Origin of the sequence: Vibrio sp. Vb1980 (assembly GCF_033338615.1) — a bacterium.
Lineage (GTDB): Bacteria > Pseudomonadota > Gammaproteobacteria > Enterobacterales > Vibrionaceae > Vibrio > Vibrio alginolyticus.
Window position 1 is genome coordinate 145,562 of record NZ_JAWOSZ010000012.1, and the last position, 18,020, is coordinate 163,581.

Annotated in this window: 23 protein-coding genes; 10 read left to right on the top strand and 13 right to left on the bottom strand. The window is 44.9% G+C overall.

All coding sequences use genetic code 11. The annotated features are described in order from the left end of the window. Positions 1 to 113: 113 nt before the first annotated feature. Positions 114 to 1,367 (bottom strand): uracil-xanthine permease family protein, encoded by a 1,254-nt coding sequence (locus tag R7F64_RS17465; RefSeq protein WP_005389855.1) that lies wholly within the window; start codon positions 1,365 to 1,367, stop codon positions 114 to 116. A gap of 365 nt (positions 1,368 to 1,732) precedes the next feature. On the opposite strand from R7F64_RS17465, the gene R7F64_RS17470 reads away from it, so the two are divergent. Continuing rightward, positions 1,733 to 2,941 (top strand): DUF2066 domain-containing protein, encoded by a 1,209-nt coding sequence (locus tag R7F64_RS17470; RefSeq protein ID WP_054577598.1) that lies wholly within the window; start codon positions 1,733 to 1,735, stop codon positions 2,939 to 2,941. Positions 2,942 to 3,081: 140 nt separating this feature from the next. Here the strand turns inward: R7F64_RS17470 and R7F64_RS17475 are convergent, their stop codons facing one another. Genes R7F64_RS17475 through R7F64_RS17490 form a run of 4 tightly spaced genes read right to left on the bottom strand, consistent with a single transcriptional unit; the run spans position 3,082 to position 5,933 of the window. Continuing rightward, complete coding sequence (locus R7F64_RS17475) at positions 3,082 to 3,522, bottom strand: DUF2069 domain-containing protein (protein WP_005380407.1); 441 nt, start codon at positions 3,520 to 3,522, stop codon at positions 3,082 to 3,084. Positions 3,523 to 3,544: 22 nt separating this feature from the next. Further along, positions 3,545 to 4,114, bottom strand: coding sequence for an NAD(P)H:quinone oxidoreductase (gene wrbA / locus R7F64_RS17480; protein ID WP_005380409.1), 570 nt, complete (start codon positions 4,112 to 4,114; stop codon positions 3,545 to 3,547). Next, positions 4,115 to 4,465 (bottom strand): arsenate reductase (glutaredoxin), encoded by a 351-nt coding sequence (gene arsC, locus R7F64_RS17485; RefSeq protein WP_005380410.1) that lies wholly within the window; start codon positions 4,463 to 4,465, stop codon positions 4,115 to 4,117. Positions 4,466 to 4,481: 16 nt separating this feature from the next. Further along, entirely contained in the window at positions 4,482 to 5,933 is a 1,452-nt protein-coding gene (locus R7F64_RS17490) for a tetratricopeptide repeat protein (RefSeq protein ID WP_005394337.1), read from the bottom strand. A gap of 257 nt (positions 5,934 to 6,190) precedes the next feature. Between R7F64_RS17490 and R7F64_RS17495 the strand changes: the two genes are divergently transcribed. Beyond that, positions 6,191 to 6,427 (top strand): sulfurtransferase TusA family protein, encoded by a 237-nt coding sequence (locus R7F64_RS17495; RefSeq protein WP_005380414.1) that lies wholly within the window; start codon positions 6,191 to 6,193, stop codon positions 6,425 to 6,427. A 1-nt stretch (position 6,428) separates the two neighbouring features. After that, positions 6,429 to 7,502, top strand: coding sequence for an AI-2E family transporter (locus tag R7F64_RS17500; RefSeq protein WP_005389843.1), 1,074 nt, complete (start codon positions 6,429 to 6,431; stop codon positions 7,500 to 7,502). A 77-nt stretch (positions 7,503 to 7,579) separates the two neighbouring features. On the opposite strand, the gene bcp is transcribed toward R7F64_RS17500, so the two are convergent. Together bcp and R7F64_RS17510 are read right to left on the bottom strand one after the other, a co-directional pair. Further along, on the bottom strand, positions 7,580 to 8,050 hold the full coding sequence (gene bcp, locus R7F64_RS17505) for a thioredoxin-dependent thiol peroxidase (protein WP_005380418.1): 471 nt from the start codon (positions 8,048 to 8,050) through the stop codon (positions 7,580 to 7,582). Positions 8,051 to 8,066: 16 nt separating this feature from the next. Further along, positions 8,067 to 8,609 (bottom strand): glycine cleavage system protein R, encoded by a 543-nt coding sequence (locus R7F64_RS17510; RefSeq protein WP_005380420.1) that lies wholly within the window; start codon positions 8,607 to 8,609, stop codon positions 8,067 to 8,069. 476 nt (positions 8,610 to 9,085) lie between these two features. Here R7F64_RS17510 and dapA point away from each other — a divergent pair, with 476 nt between their 5' ends. Next, positions 9,086 to 9,964 (top strand): 4-hydroxy-tetrahydrodipicolinate synthase, encoded by an 879-nt coding sequence (dapA, locus tag R7F64_RS17515; protein ID WP_005380422.1) that lies wholly within the window; start codon positions 9,086 to 9,088, stop codon positions 9,962 to 9,964. An 80-nt stretch (positions 9,965 to 10,044) separates the two neighbouring features. After that, complete coding sequence (bamC, locus tag R7F64_RS17520; protein ID WP_017820821.1) at positions 10,045 to 11,064, top strand: outer membrane protein assembly factor BamC; 1,020 nt, start codon at positions 10,045 to 10,047, stop codon at positions 11,062 to 11,064. A 106-nt stretch (positions 11,065 to 11,170) separates the two neighbouring features. Here bamC and R7F64_RS17525 read toward each other — a convergent pair whose 3' ends face one another. From R7F64_RS17525 to R7F64_RS17540, 4 genes are read right to left on the bottom strand one after another with little or no spacing between them, the layout of a single operon-like run. Further along, positions 11,171 to 11,374: a DUF2897 family protein gene (locus R7F64_RS17525; RefSeq protein ID WP_005380425.1), complete on the bottom strand. Its 204-nt coding sequence runs from the start codon at positions 11,372 to 11,374 to the stop codon at positions 11,171 to 11,173. Further along, the gene (locus tag R7F64_RS17530) at positions 11,371 to 12,069 is read right to left on the bottom strand and encodes a M15 family metallopeptidase (RefSeq protein ID WP_213899291.1); all 699 of its coding nucleotides are present in this window, start codon (positions 12,067 to 12,069) and stop codon (positions 11,371 to 11,373) included. The genes R7F64_RS17525 and R7F64_RS17530 overlap by 4 nt, the downstream gene beginning before the upstream one ends. Positions 12,070 to 12,083: 14 nt before the next feature. Next, entirely contained in the window at positions 12,084 to 13,220 is a 1,137-nt protein-coding gene (dapE, locus tag R7F64_RS17535; RefSeq protein ID WP_213899292.1) for a succinyl-diaminopimelate desuccinylase, read from the bottom strand. An 18-nt stretch (positions 13,221 to 13,238) separates the two neighbouring features. Beyond that, the gene (locus tag R7F64_RS17540) at positions 13,239 to 13,589 is read right to left on the bottom strand and encodes an ArsC family reductase (protein WP_005380431.1); all 351 of its coding nucleotides are present in this window, start codon (positions 13,587 to 13,589) and stop codon (positions 13,239 to 13,241) included. Positions 13,590 to 13,880: 291 nt separating this feature from the next. Here R7F64_RS17540 and R7F64_RS17545 point away from each other — a divergent pair, with 291 nt between their 5' ends. Next, the gene (locus R7F64_RS17545) at positions 13,881 to 14,168 is read left to right on the top strand and encodes a winged helix-turn-helix domain-containing protein (RefSeq protein WP_005380433.1); all 288 of its coding nucleotides are present in this window, start codon (positions 13,881 to 13,883) and stop codon (positions 14,166 to 14,168) included. Between the two features lie 34 nt (positions 14,169 to 14,202). On the opposite strand, the gene R7F64_RS17550 is transcribed toward R7F64_RS17545, so the two are convergent. Beyond that, positions 14,203 to 14,535, bottom strand: coding sequence for a DUF4156 domain-containing protein (locus R7F64_RS17550; protein WP_005380435.1), 333 nt, complete (start codon positions 14,533 to 14,535; stop codon positions 14,203 to 14,205). A 3-nt stretch (positions 14,536 to 14,538) separates the two neighbouring features. Further along, positions 14,539 to 14,892 (bottom strand): DUF2956 domain-containing protein, encoded by a 354-nt coding sequence (locus R7F64_RS17555; protein WP_318071929.1) that lies wholly within the window; start codon positions 14,890 to 14,892, stop codon positions 14,539 to 14,541. Positions 14,893 to 15,036: 144 nt separating this feature from the next. Here R7F64_RS17555 and R7F64_RS17560 point away from each other — a divergent pair, with 144 nt between their 5' ends. The 4 genes from R7F64_RS17560 to R7F64_RS17575 form a co-directional block, all read left to right on the top strand. Beyond that, positions 15,037 to 15,522 (top strand): DUF2919 domain-containing protein, encoded by a 486-nt coding sequence (locus tag R7F64_RS17560; protein WP_025768263.1) that lies wholly within the window; start codon positions 15,037 to 15,039, stop codon positions 15,520 to 15,522. Positions 15,523 to 15,568: 46 nt separating this feature from the next. Continuing rightward, positions 15,569 to 16,471: a Dyp-type peroxidase gene (locus R7F64_RS17565; RefSeq protein ID WP_005387715.1), complete on the top strand. Its 903-nt coding sequence runs from the start codon at positions 15,569 to 15,571 to the stop codon at positions 16,469 to 16,471. A gap of 145 nt (positions 16,472 to 16,616) precedes the next feature. Then, the gene (locus R7F64_RS17570) at positions 16,617 to 17,756 is read left to right on the top strand and encodes a flagellin (protein ID WP_005380443.1); all 1,140 of its coding nucleotides are present in this window, start codon (positions 16,617 to 16,619) and stop codon (positions 17,754 to 17,756) included. Further along, positions 17,749 to 18,020: hypothetical protein (locus R7F64_RS17575; protein ID WP_318071930.1), on the top strand; the 272-nt coding region annotated here is incomplete at its 3' end. The genes R7F64_RS17570 and R7F64_RS17575, both read left to right, overlap by 8 nt.

Sequence of the window (18,020 nt, forward strand, 5' to 3'; positions counted from 1 at the left end):
TTTGATGTATTACTATGACTGAACAGAAAAAGGCTTGGTGAAAACCAAGCCTTTTTTGTATCTACAAGAGGAGAAGAGTAAGACACGCCAACTAATAAAGCGGCGCAAACGAACTATTTCGCGCTTTCTTCTTCCATTTGTGCGTTATCTACAACGTGGTTTTCACCTAAATCGTTTGGTAGCACAAGGTTAAGAATAATTGCCACGATACCGCATAGACTCACACCTTGTAGACTGAACTCACCAATACCGAAGGCCATACCACCAATGCCAAACACAAGGGTTACGGCAACAATCACTAGATTACGAGACTTATGTAAATCAACGTTATTCTTGATCAGTGTGTTGAGGCCTACCGTTGCGATAGAGCCGAACAGCAGAATCATGATACCGCCCATGACAGGTACTGGAATCGTTTGAAGAACCGCACCTAGCTTACCTACCAATGCAAGTACGATTGCGGTGATTGCTGCCCAAGTCATGATCACAGGGTTAAATGCTTTGGTTAGCATTACCGCTCCTGTTACTTCACTGTAAGTGGTGTTTGGTGGAGCACCCACCATCGAAGCTGCGATAGTTGCCACCCCGTCACCTGCGATTGTGCGATGAAGGCCTGGTTTTTTCAGGTAGTTTTTACCTGTAACGTTTGAGATGGCAAGCATGTCACCTACGTGCTCAACCGCAGGTGCGATAGCGACAGGAATCATGAACAAAATTGCGTTGATATTGAACTCTGGCGCGGTGAAGTTTGGCATGGCTAGCCAAGCCGCTTGTTCTACGGGAGTGAAATCAACCACCCCGTAGAATAGAGAAACAGAGTAACCAGCAAGAATACCACCAACAATAGGAACGAGCTTCAAAAAGCCTTTTGCAAAAACGCTGAGTACAATGGTTGTGAGCAGTGAGACCGCCGAGATAATGATCGCAGCATCACCATTAACTAGCTGTGCAGCTCCATCACCAGTTTTACCTACCGCCATGTTCACTGCTGTTGGGGCAAGGCCAAGGCCGATAACCATGATCACAGGGCCAACGACAACGGGCGGGAGAATTTTATGGATAAATCCCACACCACGCACTTTGATCATCGCCCCTAGAGCCACATAAACTAAGCCAGCTGCCATCAAGCCGCCCATCGTTGCACCGATACCCCAAGTTTGGATACCGAACATAATAGGAGCAATAAACGCAAAAGAAGAGGCAAGGAAGATGGGAACAGAACGTTTAGTCATTAATTGGAAGAGGAGGGTACCGACACCGGCACCAAAGAGGGCTACGTTTGGATCAAGGCCAGTTAGGAGCGGCACAAGCACCAAAGCACCAAAAGCGACAAAGAGCATTTGAGCGCCTTGTAACGCGTTTTTCATAATAATTCCCTATTTTCAAGATACGCAGACAAATCCGGCGAATACTATCATCCTGCAATCGTTTGCAATGTTGCATAGATCAAACTTTCGATTGAATTTTTCCCATAAATAGCACTTTTGAGAGTTGCTTGCTTGCAAATTGTCCTCTTTTACGTGTCTTGCGTGAAGATGAAAAATGGACAGCCTAACTTGTTGAGATAGTTTAATAAGCAATGAGTTTATTATAAAAAATAGCACTGAAGTGCTGGTTGAGGCCCGAGTTAACAAAGCTGGTCATAATACAGACAATTTACTCAGTACTTACCTTGCTCAAGATTTGATAGTTGCTTATTATTCGGGTTCTTGTTCAGAGGATTATAAAAACTATGCGCTATTTAGCTCTCTTACTGATAGGTTGGTTGTCCCTACCAGTATATGCATTAACTCAGGTGGATATCTATCGTGCCGAAGTGGTTATCGACAGTGAGCAGAACGACGGTGAGTCTTTGGCTCGTCAACAAGGTATGCAGGATGTGATTGTTCGAGCGACCGGTTCTCAATCCTCTTTAAGCAATCCAGTGATTAAAAAGGCACTTAGCTCAAGTGCGCGTTACATTTCTCAACTAAGCTATGGGCAGGTTGATGGAAAAGCGAGCTTAAAAATGTTGTTTAACAACGACCAAATCAGCTCTCTTTTAACACAAGCACAATTGCCATCTTGGTCGCCAAATCGTGCCAATATTTTAGTTTGGATGGTTGAAGAACAGGGTTACGATCGTAACATTGCGTGGGAACATTCTGAATCTTCAAATGTTGCAGCACTTCGTAGCGCAGCGAAATTAAGAGGCCTACCAATCACTATCCCGGTTGGGGATTTTGATGATGTAACCGGTGTTAATGTCTCTGATCTTTGGGGCGGCTTTATTGAGCCAATTGGTCAAGCCAGCCAGCGCTACCCAGCTGACGCCGTTTTGGTTGTACGGGCTCAAGGTGAACAAATTCGTTGGACACTCTACGACCAGTCGCCAACGAGAATTGTAGAAGCGCAACGTTCTCCGCGTAGCGAGTCTGCATCAGGTGCTAATGCTATTGCAGAAATGGTGGATGGCATCGCAGACTACTATGCAAGTAAGAGTGCAGTTGTGGTTTCAGGAAAGTCTTCAAAAGCGCTAGCAGTGAAAGTCCTTAATGTAACCTCTGCCACGGACTTCTTCCGTTTAGAGAATGCGCTAAAACAACTTAATTCGGTTGCGGGTACAGAGATTAAGCGTGTTCAAGGGGACGAGTTAACGCTCAACATCCACCTTTTGGCATCACAACAAGCTTTTGAGAAAGAAGCTTCTTCTATTTCTCAATTAATGGTTTTTGAAGATCCTTTAGGTGAAGTTGATGCCCCAGCTTCAACTCAAGAAGAAGAGCCATTGGTTCAGAGTAATGAAGCAAAAGACGCCGCGACGCCAAAAGAAGCGCAGCCTGAAGTACCAGTAAATGTTGTGGCAGAAGCAAGTGACGAAACACAACCAACTCAGCCGATGATTGTGGAGCCTGTCCGAGAACAGTATGACTTGATCTACGAGTGGCGCTCAGCATCGTAATCTCCTTGGTAGCGTTCCAGGCGTGAAACGCAAGGATCAAACACCAATGTGGTAAGCATAAAAAAGAGTCGCAATAGCGACTCTTTTTGTTTTCTAAATTCGTATTCGAACCAATGATCAGTGATTGACTGCGATTGGCGTTATTTATTGAATTTCGCTTTTTCTTCTTTTTCTACTTGAGAGAGGCGTTTCAACTTAAGGCCTAGCTCTTTGCCTCTCGCTCTAGCAAACAAAATATTGCCAGCGAAACCGAGTGAAGTCAGTATCAGTTCCACTGCCGCAAGCCAGCGTTCACCCCCATCCACATAGAGGATGGTCAGCGCATGCAAGAAATACAGCATAAGAACAAAGTTAGCCCAAGCATGAGTGTAAGGCTTACCAGCTAAAATACCAGGCAACGGAAGTAGTAGCGGAATACACCAAGCAATAGCAAGTGTTGTGCTGCTGAGGTGAGGGTGAGGGGATAACGCAAGCTGCCAAATAGCGACCCAGGCTAATAAGGCTAAGTTGCCAAATAAAGCCAGGTAACGATAGGTTTTAGCCTGTGTACCGAGTGGTGTTTGGTCTAAAGAGTCAGACATCGATTAACTATCCTTGATTTTACTAACAGACTTTTAGTTTTAACGCTGCAGTTGCCAGCCTTTTGCCTAATTGTTGTGCCAGGCGAATCTCTTCACTGCTTAGGGTTGCCTCATGGCCTACACTGCTGGCGCCATACGGAGTGCCTCCGGACTGCGTAGTGTGTAACTCTGGCTCGGAATAAGGAATGCCCAAAACCATCATCCCGTGATGCAATAAAGGGGTCATCATGCTTTGTAACGTTGTTTCTTGACCACCATGCATCGAGGACGAAGAGGTAAAGACACAAGCAGGCTTATCGATTAAGTCACCACTGACCCATAAAGATGTAGTCTGATCCCAGAAGTGCTTTAAAGGCGCAGCCATGTTGCCAAACCAGACGGGACTGCCAAACGCTAGACCGTCGCACGTTTTTAGTTCCTCTAGAGTAACAATTGGATCAGAAGGGGAGTGTGAGTGAGGTGACAATTCTTCAACTGTACGCAAAATTGCTTGGCATTGAGGAGTCGATTCGACTCCTCTTGCTATTTGTCTTGCCAGTTGTTTTGTCGAGCCATGACGGCTGAAATACAAAATAAGGATCTGGCAATCCATTTATAAAATATCCAACACTTGCTCTGGTGGGCGACCAATTTTTGCTTTGCCGTTAGCAACGACAACCGGACGCTCAAACAACTTTGGATTTTTCGCCATTGCTTCGAATAATTGCTCATCGCTGACGGAGTCTTCGCCTAAGCCAAGCTCTTTATATTCACTTTCTTTAGTGCGCATCATTTCACGTACAGATGAAAAGCCAAGCTGGGCGTACAGCGCTTTTAGTTCATCCACGTTAAGTGGTGTGTCTAGGTATTTGACGACTTCCGGTGTAACACCATTTTGCTCAAGCAGTTCAAGTGTTTGACGGCTCTTTGAGCAACGAGGGTTGTGATAAATCACGACTGACATGGTTTTCTCCATTTCGTTATTGTAATGCCATGAATCGATCTCTTTGGATCATGAGTTGGTCGATACGGGCATCGTATCGCGCTTGCTCTAAGCTGCCCAACTTGGCCATTTTACTTGCTTCACTATAATATTGAATCGCTTTATTCCAATTTGCTCGCAATGCCAAAATTTCTGCTCGAGCAGCCAACTCTTCATCGCTACGCCCCAGCGCGTGGTAGCTCTTCGATATTAGGTGCCAGCCATTTGTATCTTCAGGATAGTCATGAGTGTATCTTTGAAGAACTCGCGTGGCTTGATCGTTTTTATTGTCCTCAAGTAGCGCATTGGCGTAGTTAATGGTCAATACTTTATTTTGAGGGTTACGAGATAACGCTTTGCGGAGCATCTCGGTTGCTTTTTCTGGCTGCTTCTTCTCGATGTATAAATCCGTCATAGCGTCCAAGTAAAACGGGTTACTTGGGTCTTGTTCCAGTAACTTTTTCAAAATTGGTTCCGCTTGAGATAAGCGTTTATTGTCTAAATGCACGAGTGCTCGACCATAATCAAAAGCAGGTGTAATGTCCGCAGAGGCTTTCTTTTGGGTTCTCTCAAACCAGCTCAGGGCGGCTTGTCCATCAATGCCAGCGTAACGAGCCACAATGCGCGCGCGAGCTAGATGATAGTCTATTGAAGGCACAACACGCATTGGAGGATAGGTTCTTGCTCGCGCACGGCTATCGGTAATTCGATCTTCAGGCAAAGGGTGAGTCAGGAGCATTGGTGGCGGTTTACTCGCATAACGATACTCATCAGCAAGACGGCCAAAAAACCTTGGCATTGCTTGAACATCAAAGCCGGCTTTTGCTAGTGTCGAAATACCAAAGCGATCCGCTTCTTTTTCGTTTGCACGAGTGTAGTTGATTTGACTTTGCATGTTGCCCGCGGTTGCTGCTGTAATTGCAGCCATCCCCGCTTCGGGTGAGGCAATTGAAAGTAGTAGTGCCCCCGCAAGTGCGGCTAATGTGGCCGGAGAGCGACGCGCTTGTTCTTCCATACTCCGAGCAAGGTGACGTTGTGTGACGTGCGCTATCTCGTGAGCGACAACAGAGGCCAGCTCACTTTCTGAACGAGCATGAAGAAACAACCCAGAATGCAGCGCTACATAGCCACCAAAAAACGCGAATGCGTTGATATTACGGTCGCGAATCATAAAGAAGTGGAACGGCGTTTTTACATCATTCGCATTGGCCACTAATTTGTGCCCAAGAGAGTCAATATATTCATTGATGACAGGGTCATTAACGATAGGTTTACTGGCTCTGAGCATACGCATATAGGCGTCGCCATAAATCAACTCTTGGTCTATTGAAAGCGTGCCACCAGCAGCTGTGCCAATGTCTGGCAAGTCAATGCTATTGGCATAAGTTGTCGGCGAACTGATGGCAGCAGCAAGACATAAGCAAACTAGCGAGCGAGTGCGTTTTAACATACGTTTACAAGGTTCTCCAAAATACATAAGCATGTGGTTACAGGTCGAGAGCCTATTAACAGCGCCACATACGTTTTGGTTATCCGTGAGGATATAAGCTAACAGTAAGACCGGAAATAAATGAATTGGTTTCGTAAATTATTTTATATCCGAGCTATTTCAGCATGTGGTTAAATCATGTCAGAAGTGCTAGCACCAGCTCAAAAAGCCGTTACAATACAACCCTATCATAAGTGCAGAGCAATACAATGGAATCCATGTTACTTGATTTGCGTGAGCAACGTTGTCCTATGGCACTGTTACTTGCAAAGCGTCATGCTGCTGAGGTCTTTCAAGGAGAAGCAAAGCAGTATCATCAACTTGTCATTCAAGTGGTGGACAACAGCTCTAAACGAGACATTGTGAACTATCTTAGTGCCCAAGGGTACTCGGTTGATTGCCAATCTACATCAGAGCACTACACATTGACTGTCTTCAATAAGGAATCCGCATAAGATGTTTGAAATGGTTAGTCGTTGGTATAAACGACGTTTCTCTGACCCTCACGCAGTAAGTCTCGTCGCGATCTTGCTGTTTGGCTTTATCACCATTTACTTCTTTGGACACTTGATTGCGCCATTACTTGTCGCGATCGTTTTGGCTTATCTACTTGAATGGCCAGTTGTCAAAATGTGTCGTATGGGCGTGCCGCGCACTTTGTCGGTTATTATCGTGATCTTGGTCTTTGTCGGGTTAATGTTAATTGCGTTGTTTGGCTTGGTTCCGACGATTTGGACTCAGGTCGGTAATCTAATTAACGATATTCCGAACATGTACAACGGGCTACAAAAGTTTATTGTCACATTGCCAGAGCGCCATCCTGAACTAGCCAATTTAGAAATAGTAGAAACCGTGGTGACGAACGCCAAAAACCAAGCACTGGGGCTGGGTGAAAGTGTCGTCAAAGGGTCGCTTGCTTCATTAGTTAGCATTGCAACGCTAGCGGTATATTTGATCTTAGTGCCACTCCTTATCTTCTTTTTGCTTAAAGACAAAGAAGAAATGCTGCGAATCGCAAGTGGTATTCTGCCGAAAAACCGTAAATTGGCGAATAAAGTTTGGCATGAAATGAACGAGCAGATATCAAATTACATTCGCGGTAAAGTGTTAGAGATTTTAATCGTGGGCGGTGTGAGCTACGTGACTTTTGCCCTTTTAGATCTTCGTTACTCGGCGTTGCTTGCCGTAGCTGTTGGTCTGTCGGTTTTGATTCCTTATATCGGTGCGGCGGCTGTTACTGTACCTGTTGCTATCGTTGGTTTGTTCCAATGGGGTTTAACGCCTCCGTTTTATTGGTTGTTGCTTGCTTACGGTATTATCCAGGCGCTGGATGGTAATGTGTTGGTTCCTGTTCTGTTTTCCGAGGCAGTAAACTTACACCCAGTTGCTATCATTGTGGCTGTATTAGTCTTTGGTGGGCTGTGGGGTTTTTGGGGGGTGTTCTTCGCCATTCCTTTAGCGACATTAGTCAAAGCCGTATGGCATGCATTACCAAGCACGGAAGAAAACGAACCTGTCGAACAAGAGTAGTTGTTACCAAAGGTACGATGGTTACAAGAAAGCCCAGCAGTTTGCTGGGCTTTTTGTTTGTAGAAAAACAATAGCGTTTAAGCGTTTTCGTTTAAGTAGTTTAATACGACTTCGTGGTGATCTTTGGTTTTGAACTTGTTGAACACATGTTCGATCACGCCTTCTTCATTGATCAGAAAGCTAATGCGGTGAAGACCGTCGTATACTTTGCCCATGAATTTCTTTTCGCCCCAAACGCCGAACTGGTCAGCAACGGCATGGTCTTCATCAGAAAGCAGAGTGAAGTTTAAATCATCGCGCTCGATGAACTTGCCTAGACGCTTTACAGGGTCGATGCTTACGCCGAGTACCACCACGTTATGTGCATCGAGTTCAGCTTTGATGTCACGAAGGCCTTTTGCTTGTGTAGTACAACCCGGCGTCATCGCCTTAGGGTAAAAGTAGAAAAGTACTTTCTTGCCTTTAAAGTCTTCAAGAGAAACGGTATTTCCGTCTTGGTCGAGCAAAGAGAAGGCTGGCGCTGGCGAGCCTGCTGTCAGCGTATTCATTTTGATTTCCTTTACTTTATAGTGTGTTTTTAATGAAATTCAGAGAACCTTGTACGTTGAGCGACTTACAAAGTTCATCGAAGTCTTCTTGTAACTGCATCAAATTAAAATCCGCGCTTACAGATGCAGTAATCGCAATGTGAAACTGGTCAGAATCGAGTTGAATTTTCGACTTGCTGATGGTTTGCGCGCTAAGAGAGTCTAAACCAATCTGCTGATCAGCGAAGAACTTAGTAAATTTTTCAGTTAACCCAGGGCGGTCTTCAGACTCAATAAACACTTCCATGGTGTAGCTGTTATCGAGCAGTTCGTGCGCCGCTGTGCGTTTCATGATCGTAATAAGGTCATGTTCTTGGCCAAGCAGGGGCAATTGTGTTTCAACTCGAGTCACGCTGCTGGCGTTCCCAGTCAGGAGCATGATCAGCGTAAATTCGCTGCCAAAGATAGCGATACGGCTATCGACTATGTTACAACCAGCTTGAGTAACGAGCTGTACGACTTGGTTACAAATGCCTGGACGGTCCGTTCCAACTGCTGTAAGTACCAGATGTTGCTTCATAAATGAGCTTCTTGTCCTTTCTTCAATAGAGAGATGTTAGCACAGATATTGCGAAGAAATATCGAGCCAGTTCTTTTTTAGTCCATAAAAAAGCAGTCGGAGCTTGAGGGGAGTGGTGGGAAATAAACAGTAAATGCAGGCTATAGGATAAACAAAACGTTTGCATGATGTGCTTGCCTATTGTCTGGCCGTTTTATTCACTTAGATCTGACTTGGCTAACAAGACCAAAGAGTATATTTTCCTTGCTTGTGCTCTTCAGTATTTTCCAAATCACTGATAGATTCTAAAGTCACTCGAAAGCCCAACACGATTATCAATATTGCCGTTAATCAAACCAAATAGAGCAATTAAGTTGCTAGACCTCTAACAACTGATAATTATTCATTCATTTGTACTTTGTAAGCGAGTTTACGCTCTTGTGTTTTTCAATCGCATTACAGTACCATGCAGAAAGAGTTAAATGAGGGAGATAAACATGTTTTCAGGAAGTATCGTAGCGCTGATTACGCCATTCAAAGCAGATGGCGAAGTAGACTTTGACGGTCTGCAAAAGCTAGTAGAGTACCACGTTGAAGCGGGTACAGACGGTATTGTGGCAGTAGGCACAACAGGTGAGTCAGCGACACTGACCATTGAAGAGCATGTGAAGGTCGTTAATAAAACTGTTGAGTTTGCCGACGGTCGCATCCCTGTGATTGCTGGCACGGGTGCAAATGCAACCCATGAGGCAGTAACATTTAGCAAATTACTGGCTGATTCTGGTATTGCTGGCTTCCTGAGTGTGACACCGTATTACAACAAACCAACTCAAGAGGGTTTGTTTTTACATTACAAGGCAATTGCCGAAGCGAGTGACGTGCCTCTAATTTTGTACAACGTACCAGGCCGTACTGCTGTTGATATGCAGCCAGAAACAGTGGCACGCTTGTCAAAGCTTGATAATATCGTGGCTCTAAAAGATGCAACGGGCGATTTGGAACGAATTGCAATTCATCGTGAACTTTGTGGCGAAGATTTTATCTTACTAAGTGGCGATGATGCGACAGGGCTGGATTTTGTGAAACTTGGCGGCAATGGTGTTATCTCGGTAACGAACAATATTGCAGCTAAAGACATGGCAGACATGTTCCATTTGGCAAGTGAAGGTAAGTACGAAGAAGCAGAAGCGATTAACCAACGCTTGATGACTCTACACAAAAACCTTTTCATCGAAGCAAGCCCTATCCCAGTAAAATGGGCAGCGCAAAAGCTTGGTTTGATTGAAGAAGGTGGTTTGCGTCTTCCTTTAACTACGCTTTCTGAAAAATCGCAGCCGATCGTCGAGCAGGCGCTAACAGACGCCCATATTTATTAAGATTGAGCTATTAAGATTGAGTTACTAGGATTGAAGTTCATACTGGGGGCCAAAGCGCCCTCGGTGTTTTAGGAGTATAGATGAAGCTTTCAAGCCAGTTAGTGTTAAGTTCATTAGCTGTATTCGTATTGACTGCCTGTTCAGGTGGTGCCAATCAACGTCGTCAAGCAAAAGATGACTTCGAGTATTTGAACTCCCCAAATTTGGGTGAGTGGAATGTCCCAAAGGGTGCACAGCCTCAGTTTTACCCTAACTACGAGATCCCTCAGGGTAACTACGCTGGTGGTGTCGGTAAAGATGTCGACATTCGTCCACCTCAACAAGTCCTAGAGCTTATTCCCGGTGCACGTTTGGACCGCAGTAGTGATGGTGAAGTGACACTTTGGCTGCTTCGTAAAGATGAACTAGATAAAGTTTGGCAAACGGTGCAAAACATGGTCGCGGCCAACGAGATTCCAGTTGAAAGTCAAACAGACTCTCGCATCGAGACAGGATGGGTGACTTGGGATTCGCCAGATGAAGAGCTAGAAATTGGCAGCCGATATGAAATCGTACGCGCTGAAGCAAATGGTCGACACGGCTTTAAGGTGAGCCTTATTGACTGGCGTGAAGGCAATCAAGTGAAAGAAGTAACGGCGACCAACCGTGAGCGCTACAATGTGTTCATGACGAACTTGGTCACCGCTCGCTACGATCAAGAAGTGCGTGAAGAAGCACAGCGTAAAGCGCAAGAATTGGTTAAACAGATCCCAATCACAATGGGTAAAGACCGCAGCGGACTTCCTGTGATTATCGCGCGTGCGCAATACAACATGCTTTGGCAACGTCTGCCTAATATTCTACCTAAGATGGGCTTTAAGATTGAAGAGCGTAGCCAGTCTCAGGGCACAATCACTGCGAAATATGCGTCTCCGGATGATGAATTCTGGAACGATATCGGCGTTAAACCAGTGGAGTTAGCCGCTGGTAAGTACACATTCTTACTTGGTGATTTAGGCAACCGTACGTCTATCAATATCACCGACTCCTCTGGCAAGCCAGTAGAAGAAGAGTTTTTGAAATCACTAGCGCCTGTATTGGCTGCAACAGTGAAGCAGTAAACAAAGCGAGCTTAACGCGGCGTGTTTACTTAATGATAGAAAAGGGACCTAGTGGTCCCTTTTTTGATGTTTAGATTAAATGTGTCGAGATGAAGCTGGTGAGTAACTAACGAGGCTCGTTTTTGTTTTTATCTTCTTCAGCGTAGCGCTGTTTATCCAATGTGTTCAGCTTATCTAAATCGTTCTTACGGCTTTTATCCATCTGACCAAACTTCATTTTTGCGGTATATTTGAGTGCGGCAATATTACCAATGACCACGCTCAACACTACAATAATAATGACCCAAGGATTGGTTAGTATTTCTATCATAGAGCCTCCGGCGGCGTGATATTGTGAATAAATTTGGCAACGACGTTATCCAAATTATTCAGTATCACGTCAATCCCTGCAATGTTGTCGGTCTGATTTTGTTTAATCAACTGGCTTCTGAGTACATCAAGCGTCAACTGCTCGAGGCATTGCTGCCCGACAGCGCGGTGACTAATGTGCCAAGGCTCAATCGAAACGCCACCTAAATCATGCTGATAAGGAAAGAAGAAACCGAACCGACCAAGGTTGGCTTTTAACCATTGGTAGAACGCCTGCTGGTGGCCTTCAATATACTCCCAAGGTTCCAACTTGAGTTTTGTGTCAGCAGGCAATAAATTGCGCGCATAGACATCAAAATCACAACCCCAATGATGACGACTTCCTCCGGGCAATGCCGACCAGCGCAAAATGGCCATCAATTTCTCTTCGTCATTTAACTCTGCTTTATTCAAAGGGCGGGAGTTGATATCGAGAATTGGCAACTCACCAGAAAACTTCCCGTTCCAGATGGCTTTTTGGCGATTAAAGTCACGAAAACCACTGGCGATTTCCATTTTGAAACCTGCTTCTGTTGCCGCTTCAATCATCTTTAGCAGATCGTCAGCCACTTCAGGGTGGAGTAGAAACGCTTTTTGCCCCACTAGTGTGGATTGAAGATGAGAATCAGTGATTCCGGTGAGTTGCTCTGGTGTCATTGTGTTCTCGCTGATTACTTCGCCAATAGGTGTTTCAACGTGTTTTCGTACATGTCCGTCAACTTTTCAAGATCGTCGACTTTCACACACTCGTTCACTTTATGAATCGTAGCGTTAACAGGGCCTAACTCTACGACTTGACCTCCCATTCGAGCAATAAAACGACCATCAGAAGTACCGCCAGTTGTAAGTAGCGCTGGCTTCGTATCATTGACTTCGGCCACAGCAGCTACAACTGCGTCTAGCAGTGCGCCCGTATCGGTCAGGAATGGGTCACCGTTGAATGTCCATTTTAGGTCGTAGTCCAGCCCATGCTTGTCCAATGTTTCGGTAACACGCTGAACAATTGCGTCATTGTTAAGCTCAGTACTAAAACGTAGGTTGAACTGAACATGGAACTCGCCAGGAATAACGTTAGACGCACCAGTGCCAGCCGATACATTCGGGATCTGGAAACTAGTCGGTGGGAAGTAATCATTCCCTTTGTCCCATTCTGTCGTCGCGAGTTCATGAATCGCGAGTAGAGACTCGTGCACTGGATTGCTGGCTAGGTGAGGGTAGGCCACGTGGCCTTGTGTTCCTTTTACCGTTAAATCACCAGTGATGGATCCACGGCGTCCATTTTTCACTACATCACCAACCACTTCGGTGCTGGATGGTTCACCAACAATACACATATCGATGTTCTCACCACGTTCCATCAACGTTTCTACAACGCGAACGGTACCGTTGATAAATGGCCCTTCTTCATCTGACGTAATCAAAAAGCCAATTGAGCCTTTGTGGTCTGGGTTTTCTTCAATGAAGCGTTCGACAGCAACGACCATAGCAGCTAGCGACCCTTTCATGTCAGCTGCGCCGCGGCCATGCAAGTAACCATCAATAATGGTCGGTTCAAACGGATGTGTATTCCAGTGTTCCAATTTGCCAGCTGGTACCACATCGGTGTGGCCAGCAAACGCAAATAGCGGCACTTCTGAACCACGTCGAGCCCAGAAGTTCGTGGTGTCTTCAAATACCATCACTTCAATTTCAAACCCGAGTGCTTTTAAGCGCTCGATCATCAAATCCTGACAACCTGCGTCTTCCGGCGTTACGGACTGTCTACTGATCAGATCTTTAGCAAGTGCCAATACTGGACTGTCTGTCATCCTTGAGTATTCCTTTATTTAAGAGTTGAAAATGCTAGCGTATTGATCAGCTTTAAAACCGATATGAAGTTGATCATTCACTTTTAAAATTGGGCGTTTAATCATCGCAGGGTTTTCTACCAAAAGAGCGATGGCGTTTTCCTCGTTAAGTGTGTCTTTCTGCTCTTGCGCTAATTGGCGGTAGGTTGTGCCACGTTTATTGAGCACCTGTTCCCAACCTAAAGCGCGACAAAATTCACTTACCATTTCTGCATCAATGCCTTGCTTACGGTAGTCATGGAAGTCGTAAGCAATATCCTCGGCTTCTAACCATTTCTTGGCTTTTTTGATCGTATCGCAGTTGGGAATACCAAACATGGTAATCGACATAGTCTTTCCTTTTTCTTTGTTCTATTTTTCACTGGCGCGGTTAAGACGCACTTAAGTGATTTGGGCTGTTAAAGCATCCTATCAAGAAGCAATCAAACTGACAAAATGCGGTGGAAAATATTTTCAGATAGATTGAGATAACTAATGTCACATAACTTATTTACGATGAATGCGCTATAAATCGAATAAAAATTCGTCTAAATCAAATGGAAAAGTCGAGTTATTGATCAAACGCAACACCTCGCTGAGCAAAAACGAAATAATGAATCAGCACAATTTTAGGAGGTGTCAATGGAATTGAGTCCTGTTTTTGCAAGGCGGCTATATTTGGCCTTGTTGGTGGAAAACCTAGAAAGGCCGAATGTGCCAAAGTTGATCGAAAAAACGGGGTGGCCTCGTCGTACTATTCAAGATGTACTCAAGGCGTTACCTGGGATCGGCATTGAACTCATATTCGTTCAAGATGGCCGACGTCATAATGACGGCTATTATCAACTTTCAGATTGGGGGCCTTTTGATAGCCAATGGGTTCTAGAGCGGGAGAGAGATATCGCTAGCAGTCTTGGATTTCGTGCATAAGCCAGCAATTGCTGGCTTTTTTCATATTCAGGCCTCATCCATTGCAGCGGTAGGCGGAACCCAGCACGCTAAATGAAGTGATAAAATCTTGTGGGGAGACCATAAAAACGGTGTCCGCATCGATAGCCGCTGCATTGTTTTTTAAATCGTTCATCGCGCCTTGCATCATCGCGTCATTAGTCATGAAAATGTAGTTATACCAATGGCCTTCACTTCCGGTGACTTCGCCTTTGTATTCGCATCGCTCAGGGTCGAATTGCGCGTCAATGCGAATATGAACATCTTGACTTTGAGCATGAGTAAGGTGAGAAGGCATCGTGCAACCCGTTAGAAGCACGACAAAAAGTCCAAGTAACAGGCGTTTCATTAGCTATTTCCCCAATACTATGTAAGCAGCAAAGCCAATCCAGCTCAGAACAAGTAGTGTCCAAGGCCGTTTGCTTGATGAATGGTTTGGCGCATCGTCGGTGATATTGTCTTGTTCGATAATCTCTTCATGCTGACGTTGTTTTTCACGTTGCTGTTTTTTCTTCGCTTTATCGGCTTGGCGGTTGCGCTCTTTTTGTTGTTTCTTATATTGCGCGATGCCTTTTTCGATACCTTGAGCGATGAGTTTGGTTTGCTCTTTGGTTTGCCCCGGTTTCTGCGTGGATTTGGCAATTCTCATCGCTTCGGCTTGAGTTTCTTGAGAAGGCACAGGGGTGGCAGGAGTTCTTTTTTTCATGTTTCTCATCAACGTCGCTGTAAATCTTTGTTTAGTTTACCTGTGTAAGGTGCTGAAATGAACTTCAGTTCTCATCTTTGTTGGCTTGCAACTCTGAAACGATAGGTTAAAGTGACGTTTTTATCACATAAAGAAGAAGATGTTGTGCGCTATTCGTTTGACCAATATGACGCCCATGGATTTTTAAAGGCGCCGATCATTTTATGGGTGGGATGGATGTTTCTTGTGCGTTCATGGGTGGTGTTTGCCATGGCTGGTGTAAGTCGTGATAGTGGCAGTAAGCTACTCGCTATTGTTTACCCAGATTCAAGTACGTTGTATTTAGGTTTGGCGATGGGCATTCCAAGTTTGCTTCTTATGTGGTTAATGGGGCTTCGTCATCCCGACAGAGGATGGGTAAACAGAATTACTCGCTATGGTCGCGAGATCACTTTGATCTTGTGCGGTATTCAACTTGCTCAGACCATGTATCATGTGTACCTAGAACATGGAGTGTTTAATTGGGCAAACGCCCTTACCATTACCTTATTAGCTTGGTTTATGATCTATCTTCTAAATGGAAGATGGGTAAAAGACTGTTTTCATGTGCCACAATTAGCGCACGATGAACAGCAGCATTCAAAGAATTAAAAACAATAACTTCCCACTCTGGGGCAAAGTAATAGAGGAAACCTCAATGTCACAAGCTCAAACGGCGATCGTGCCAGAAGCCGGGCCATTTGCACTGTACACTCAACTCAAAGTGAACCAAAACCGTGAAAACGTATTAGAAAAACTGAAAGCACTGCCAAAGTTGGTGGAAGAGTTAAACATTACCCAGCCGGGTGCAGCGCTGACGCTTTCTATCGCATTCACAAAATCGTTTTGGGAACACCTTAATGTAGACGCGCCAGAAGAGCTTATTGATTTTACTCAACTTGGCGAAGGTGACATCGTTGCTCCAGCAACAGACGTAGATGTACTGATTCACTGTCACTCGACTCGTCACGACTTGCATTTTTACGTGTTGCGTAAGTTCCTAGAAGAGACGGCACAAGATGTCACCATTGTGGACGAAACATATGGGTACCGTTACCTTGATGCTCGTGATATGACAGACTTCATTGATGGCACAGAAAACCCGAAAGGGGAGGCTCGCGCTGATGTGGCTCTAGTAAAAGAGGGCCCATTTGCTGGAGGCAGTTATGTTATGGCTCAGCGCTTTGAACATAACCTTGCCGCTTGGAATCGATTGAATGTCAAAGCGCAAGAAAAAGTGATTGGTCGTACCAAGCCAGACTCTATCGAGCTAGAAGACGTTCCTGCTGCATCACACGTTGGTCGCGTTGATATCAAAGAAGAAGGTAAAGGTTTGAAGATTGTTCGCCACAGCTTACCATACGGGACGGTGACAGGGCCTCATGGCCTGCTGTTTATTTCTTACTGCAATACACTTCATAACATTAAAGTGATGCTAGAAAGTATGTACGGCGTGACAGATGGTAAAACAGACCAAATGCTTCGTTTCACAACAGCGGTAACTGGTGCGTACTTCTTCGCTCCTTCGCAAGAAATGCTCGCGGAGCTAGCCATCAAGTAAGTTCTCAGACTTCATTTCTTAAGCCCTCCAATGGAGGGCTTTTGTTTTCTATTTCTATTCCAATCTCTTTTCAAAAAACACTAAACTTTTCTGTTACTTGGTCGATAAGTACTCAAAGCCTTAATTTATTTGGAGTCTGTGTCTCGTGGCGATCACCGTTAATACCAATGTGGCAGCACTCGTCGCACAGCGTCATTTGACCAGTGCAACGGATATGCTGAATCAATCCATGGAGCGTTTGTCTTCAGGGAAGCGTATTAATAGCGCAAAGGATGACGCTGCGGGTCTGCAAATATCCAACCGCTTGCAATCACAAATGCGTGGTTTGGATGTCGCGGTACGTAACGCGAATGACGGCATTTCCATCATGCAAACTGCGGAAGGCGCGATGAATGAGGTGACCAATATCATGCAACGTATGCGTGATTTGTCGCTACAGTCAGCCAATGGTTCAAACAGCAAAGCGGAGCGCACTGCACTGCAAGAAGAAGTTTCTGCTTTAAATGATGAGTTAAGTCGTATTGCAGAAACGACCTCCTTTGGCGGACGTAAATTGCTGAATGGCACATTCGGTACATCGTCTTTTCAAATCGGTGCAACGGCTGGTGAAGCGGTACAAATTGGCCTGCGGACCATGCAGCCGGAATCTTTAGGTAGCTTTTCAATGAGCTCATATCAAAGAGTCAGTTCAGATTGGACGGTTCAAAACGGAAATAATGAAATTGTTATCAGCTACCGTGATAACAATTTTGAAGAACAGGAGATCCGTATTGAAGCTAAAGCTGGCGACGATATAGAAGAACTCGCGACTTACATTAATGGGCAAACCGATAAAGTGAAAGCGTCTGTTAATGAAGAGGGGCAACTGCAGTTACTCATGTCCCACAAGGACGCCATAAAATACCCTGGACCAACCTTCAGTGGTGGCCTGGCTGATGAGTTAGAACTTGGCAAGTATGTCACCGTAAATAGAACGGTAGATAGTATTGATATTAGCACGGTCGGTGGCGCTCAGATGGCGGTCGGCATTTTAGATGATGCTTTGAAAACGGTAGATGGCAGTCGTGCGGAGTTAGGTGCATATCAAAATCGCTTCAATCATGCGATCAATAATCTAGATAATATCCACGAAAACTTAGCCGCTTCCAACAGTCGTATCCAAGACACTGACTATGCCAAAGAAACTACGCAAATGGTGAAGCAGCAGATTTTACAACAGGTCAGTACTTCTATTCTGGCGCAAGCAAAACAAGCGCCAAACCTAGCATTGACCTTGCTTGGCTGATGAACGGCCTTGCCCGAATTTAACGCAAAACCTGCCTTTATCGACAATTCGAAAAGAAGCTTTAGCGAAAAATGAAAGTTTTTTTGCTTTTTTATCCGCTTTGTCACGATTACCCATCCAAACGAATTATTTTCAAAAAAATCTAAAATTTTCTCTAAAGAAAACAGGGCATGCGCCGTTAATAAAAGTAACTTTGAGAGAACTACTTGGTTTTCCGAGACGTCGGAAACCGCTACACCGGAAAATCAATTGGAGAAATCACCA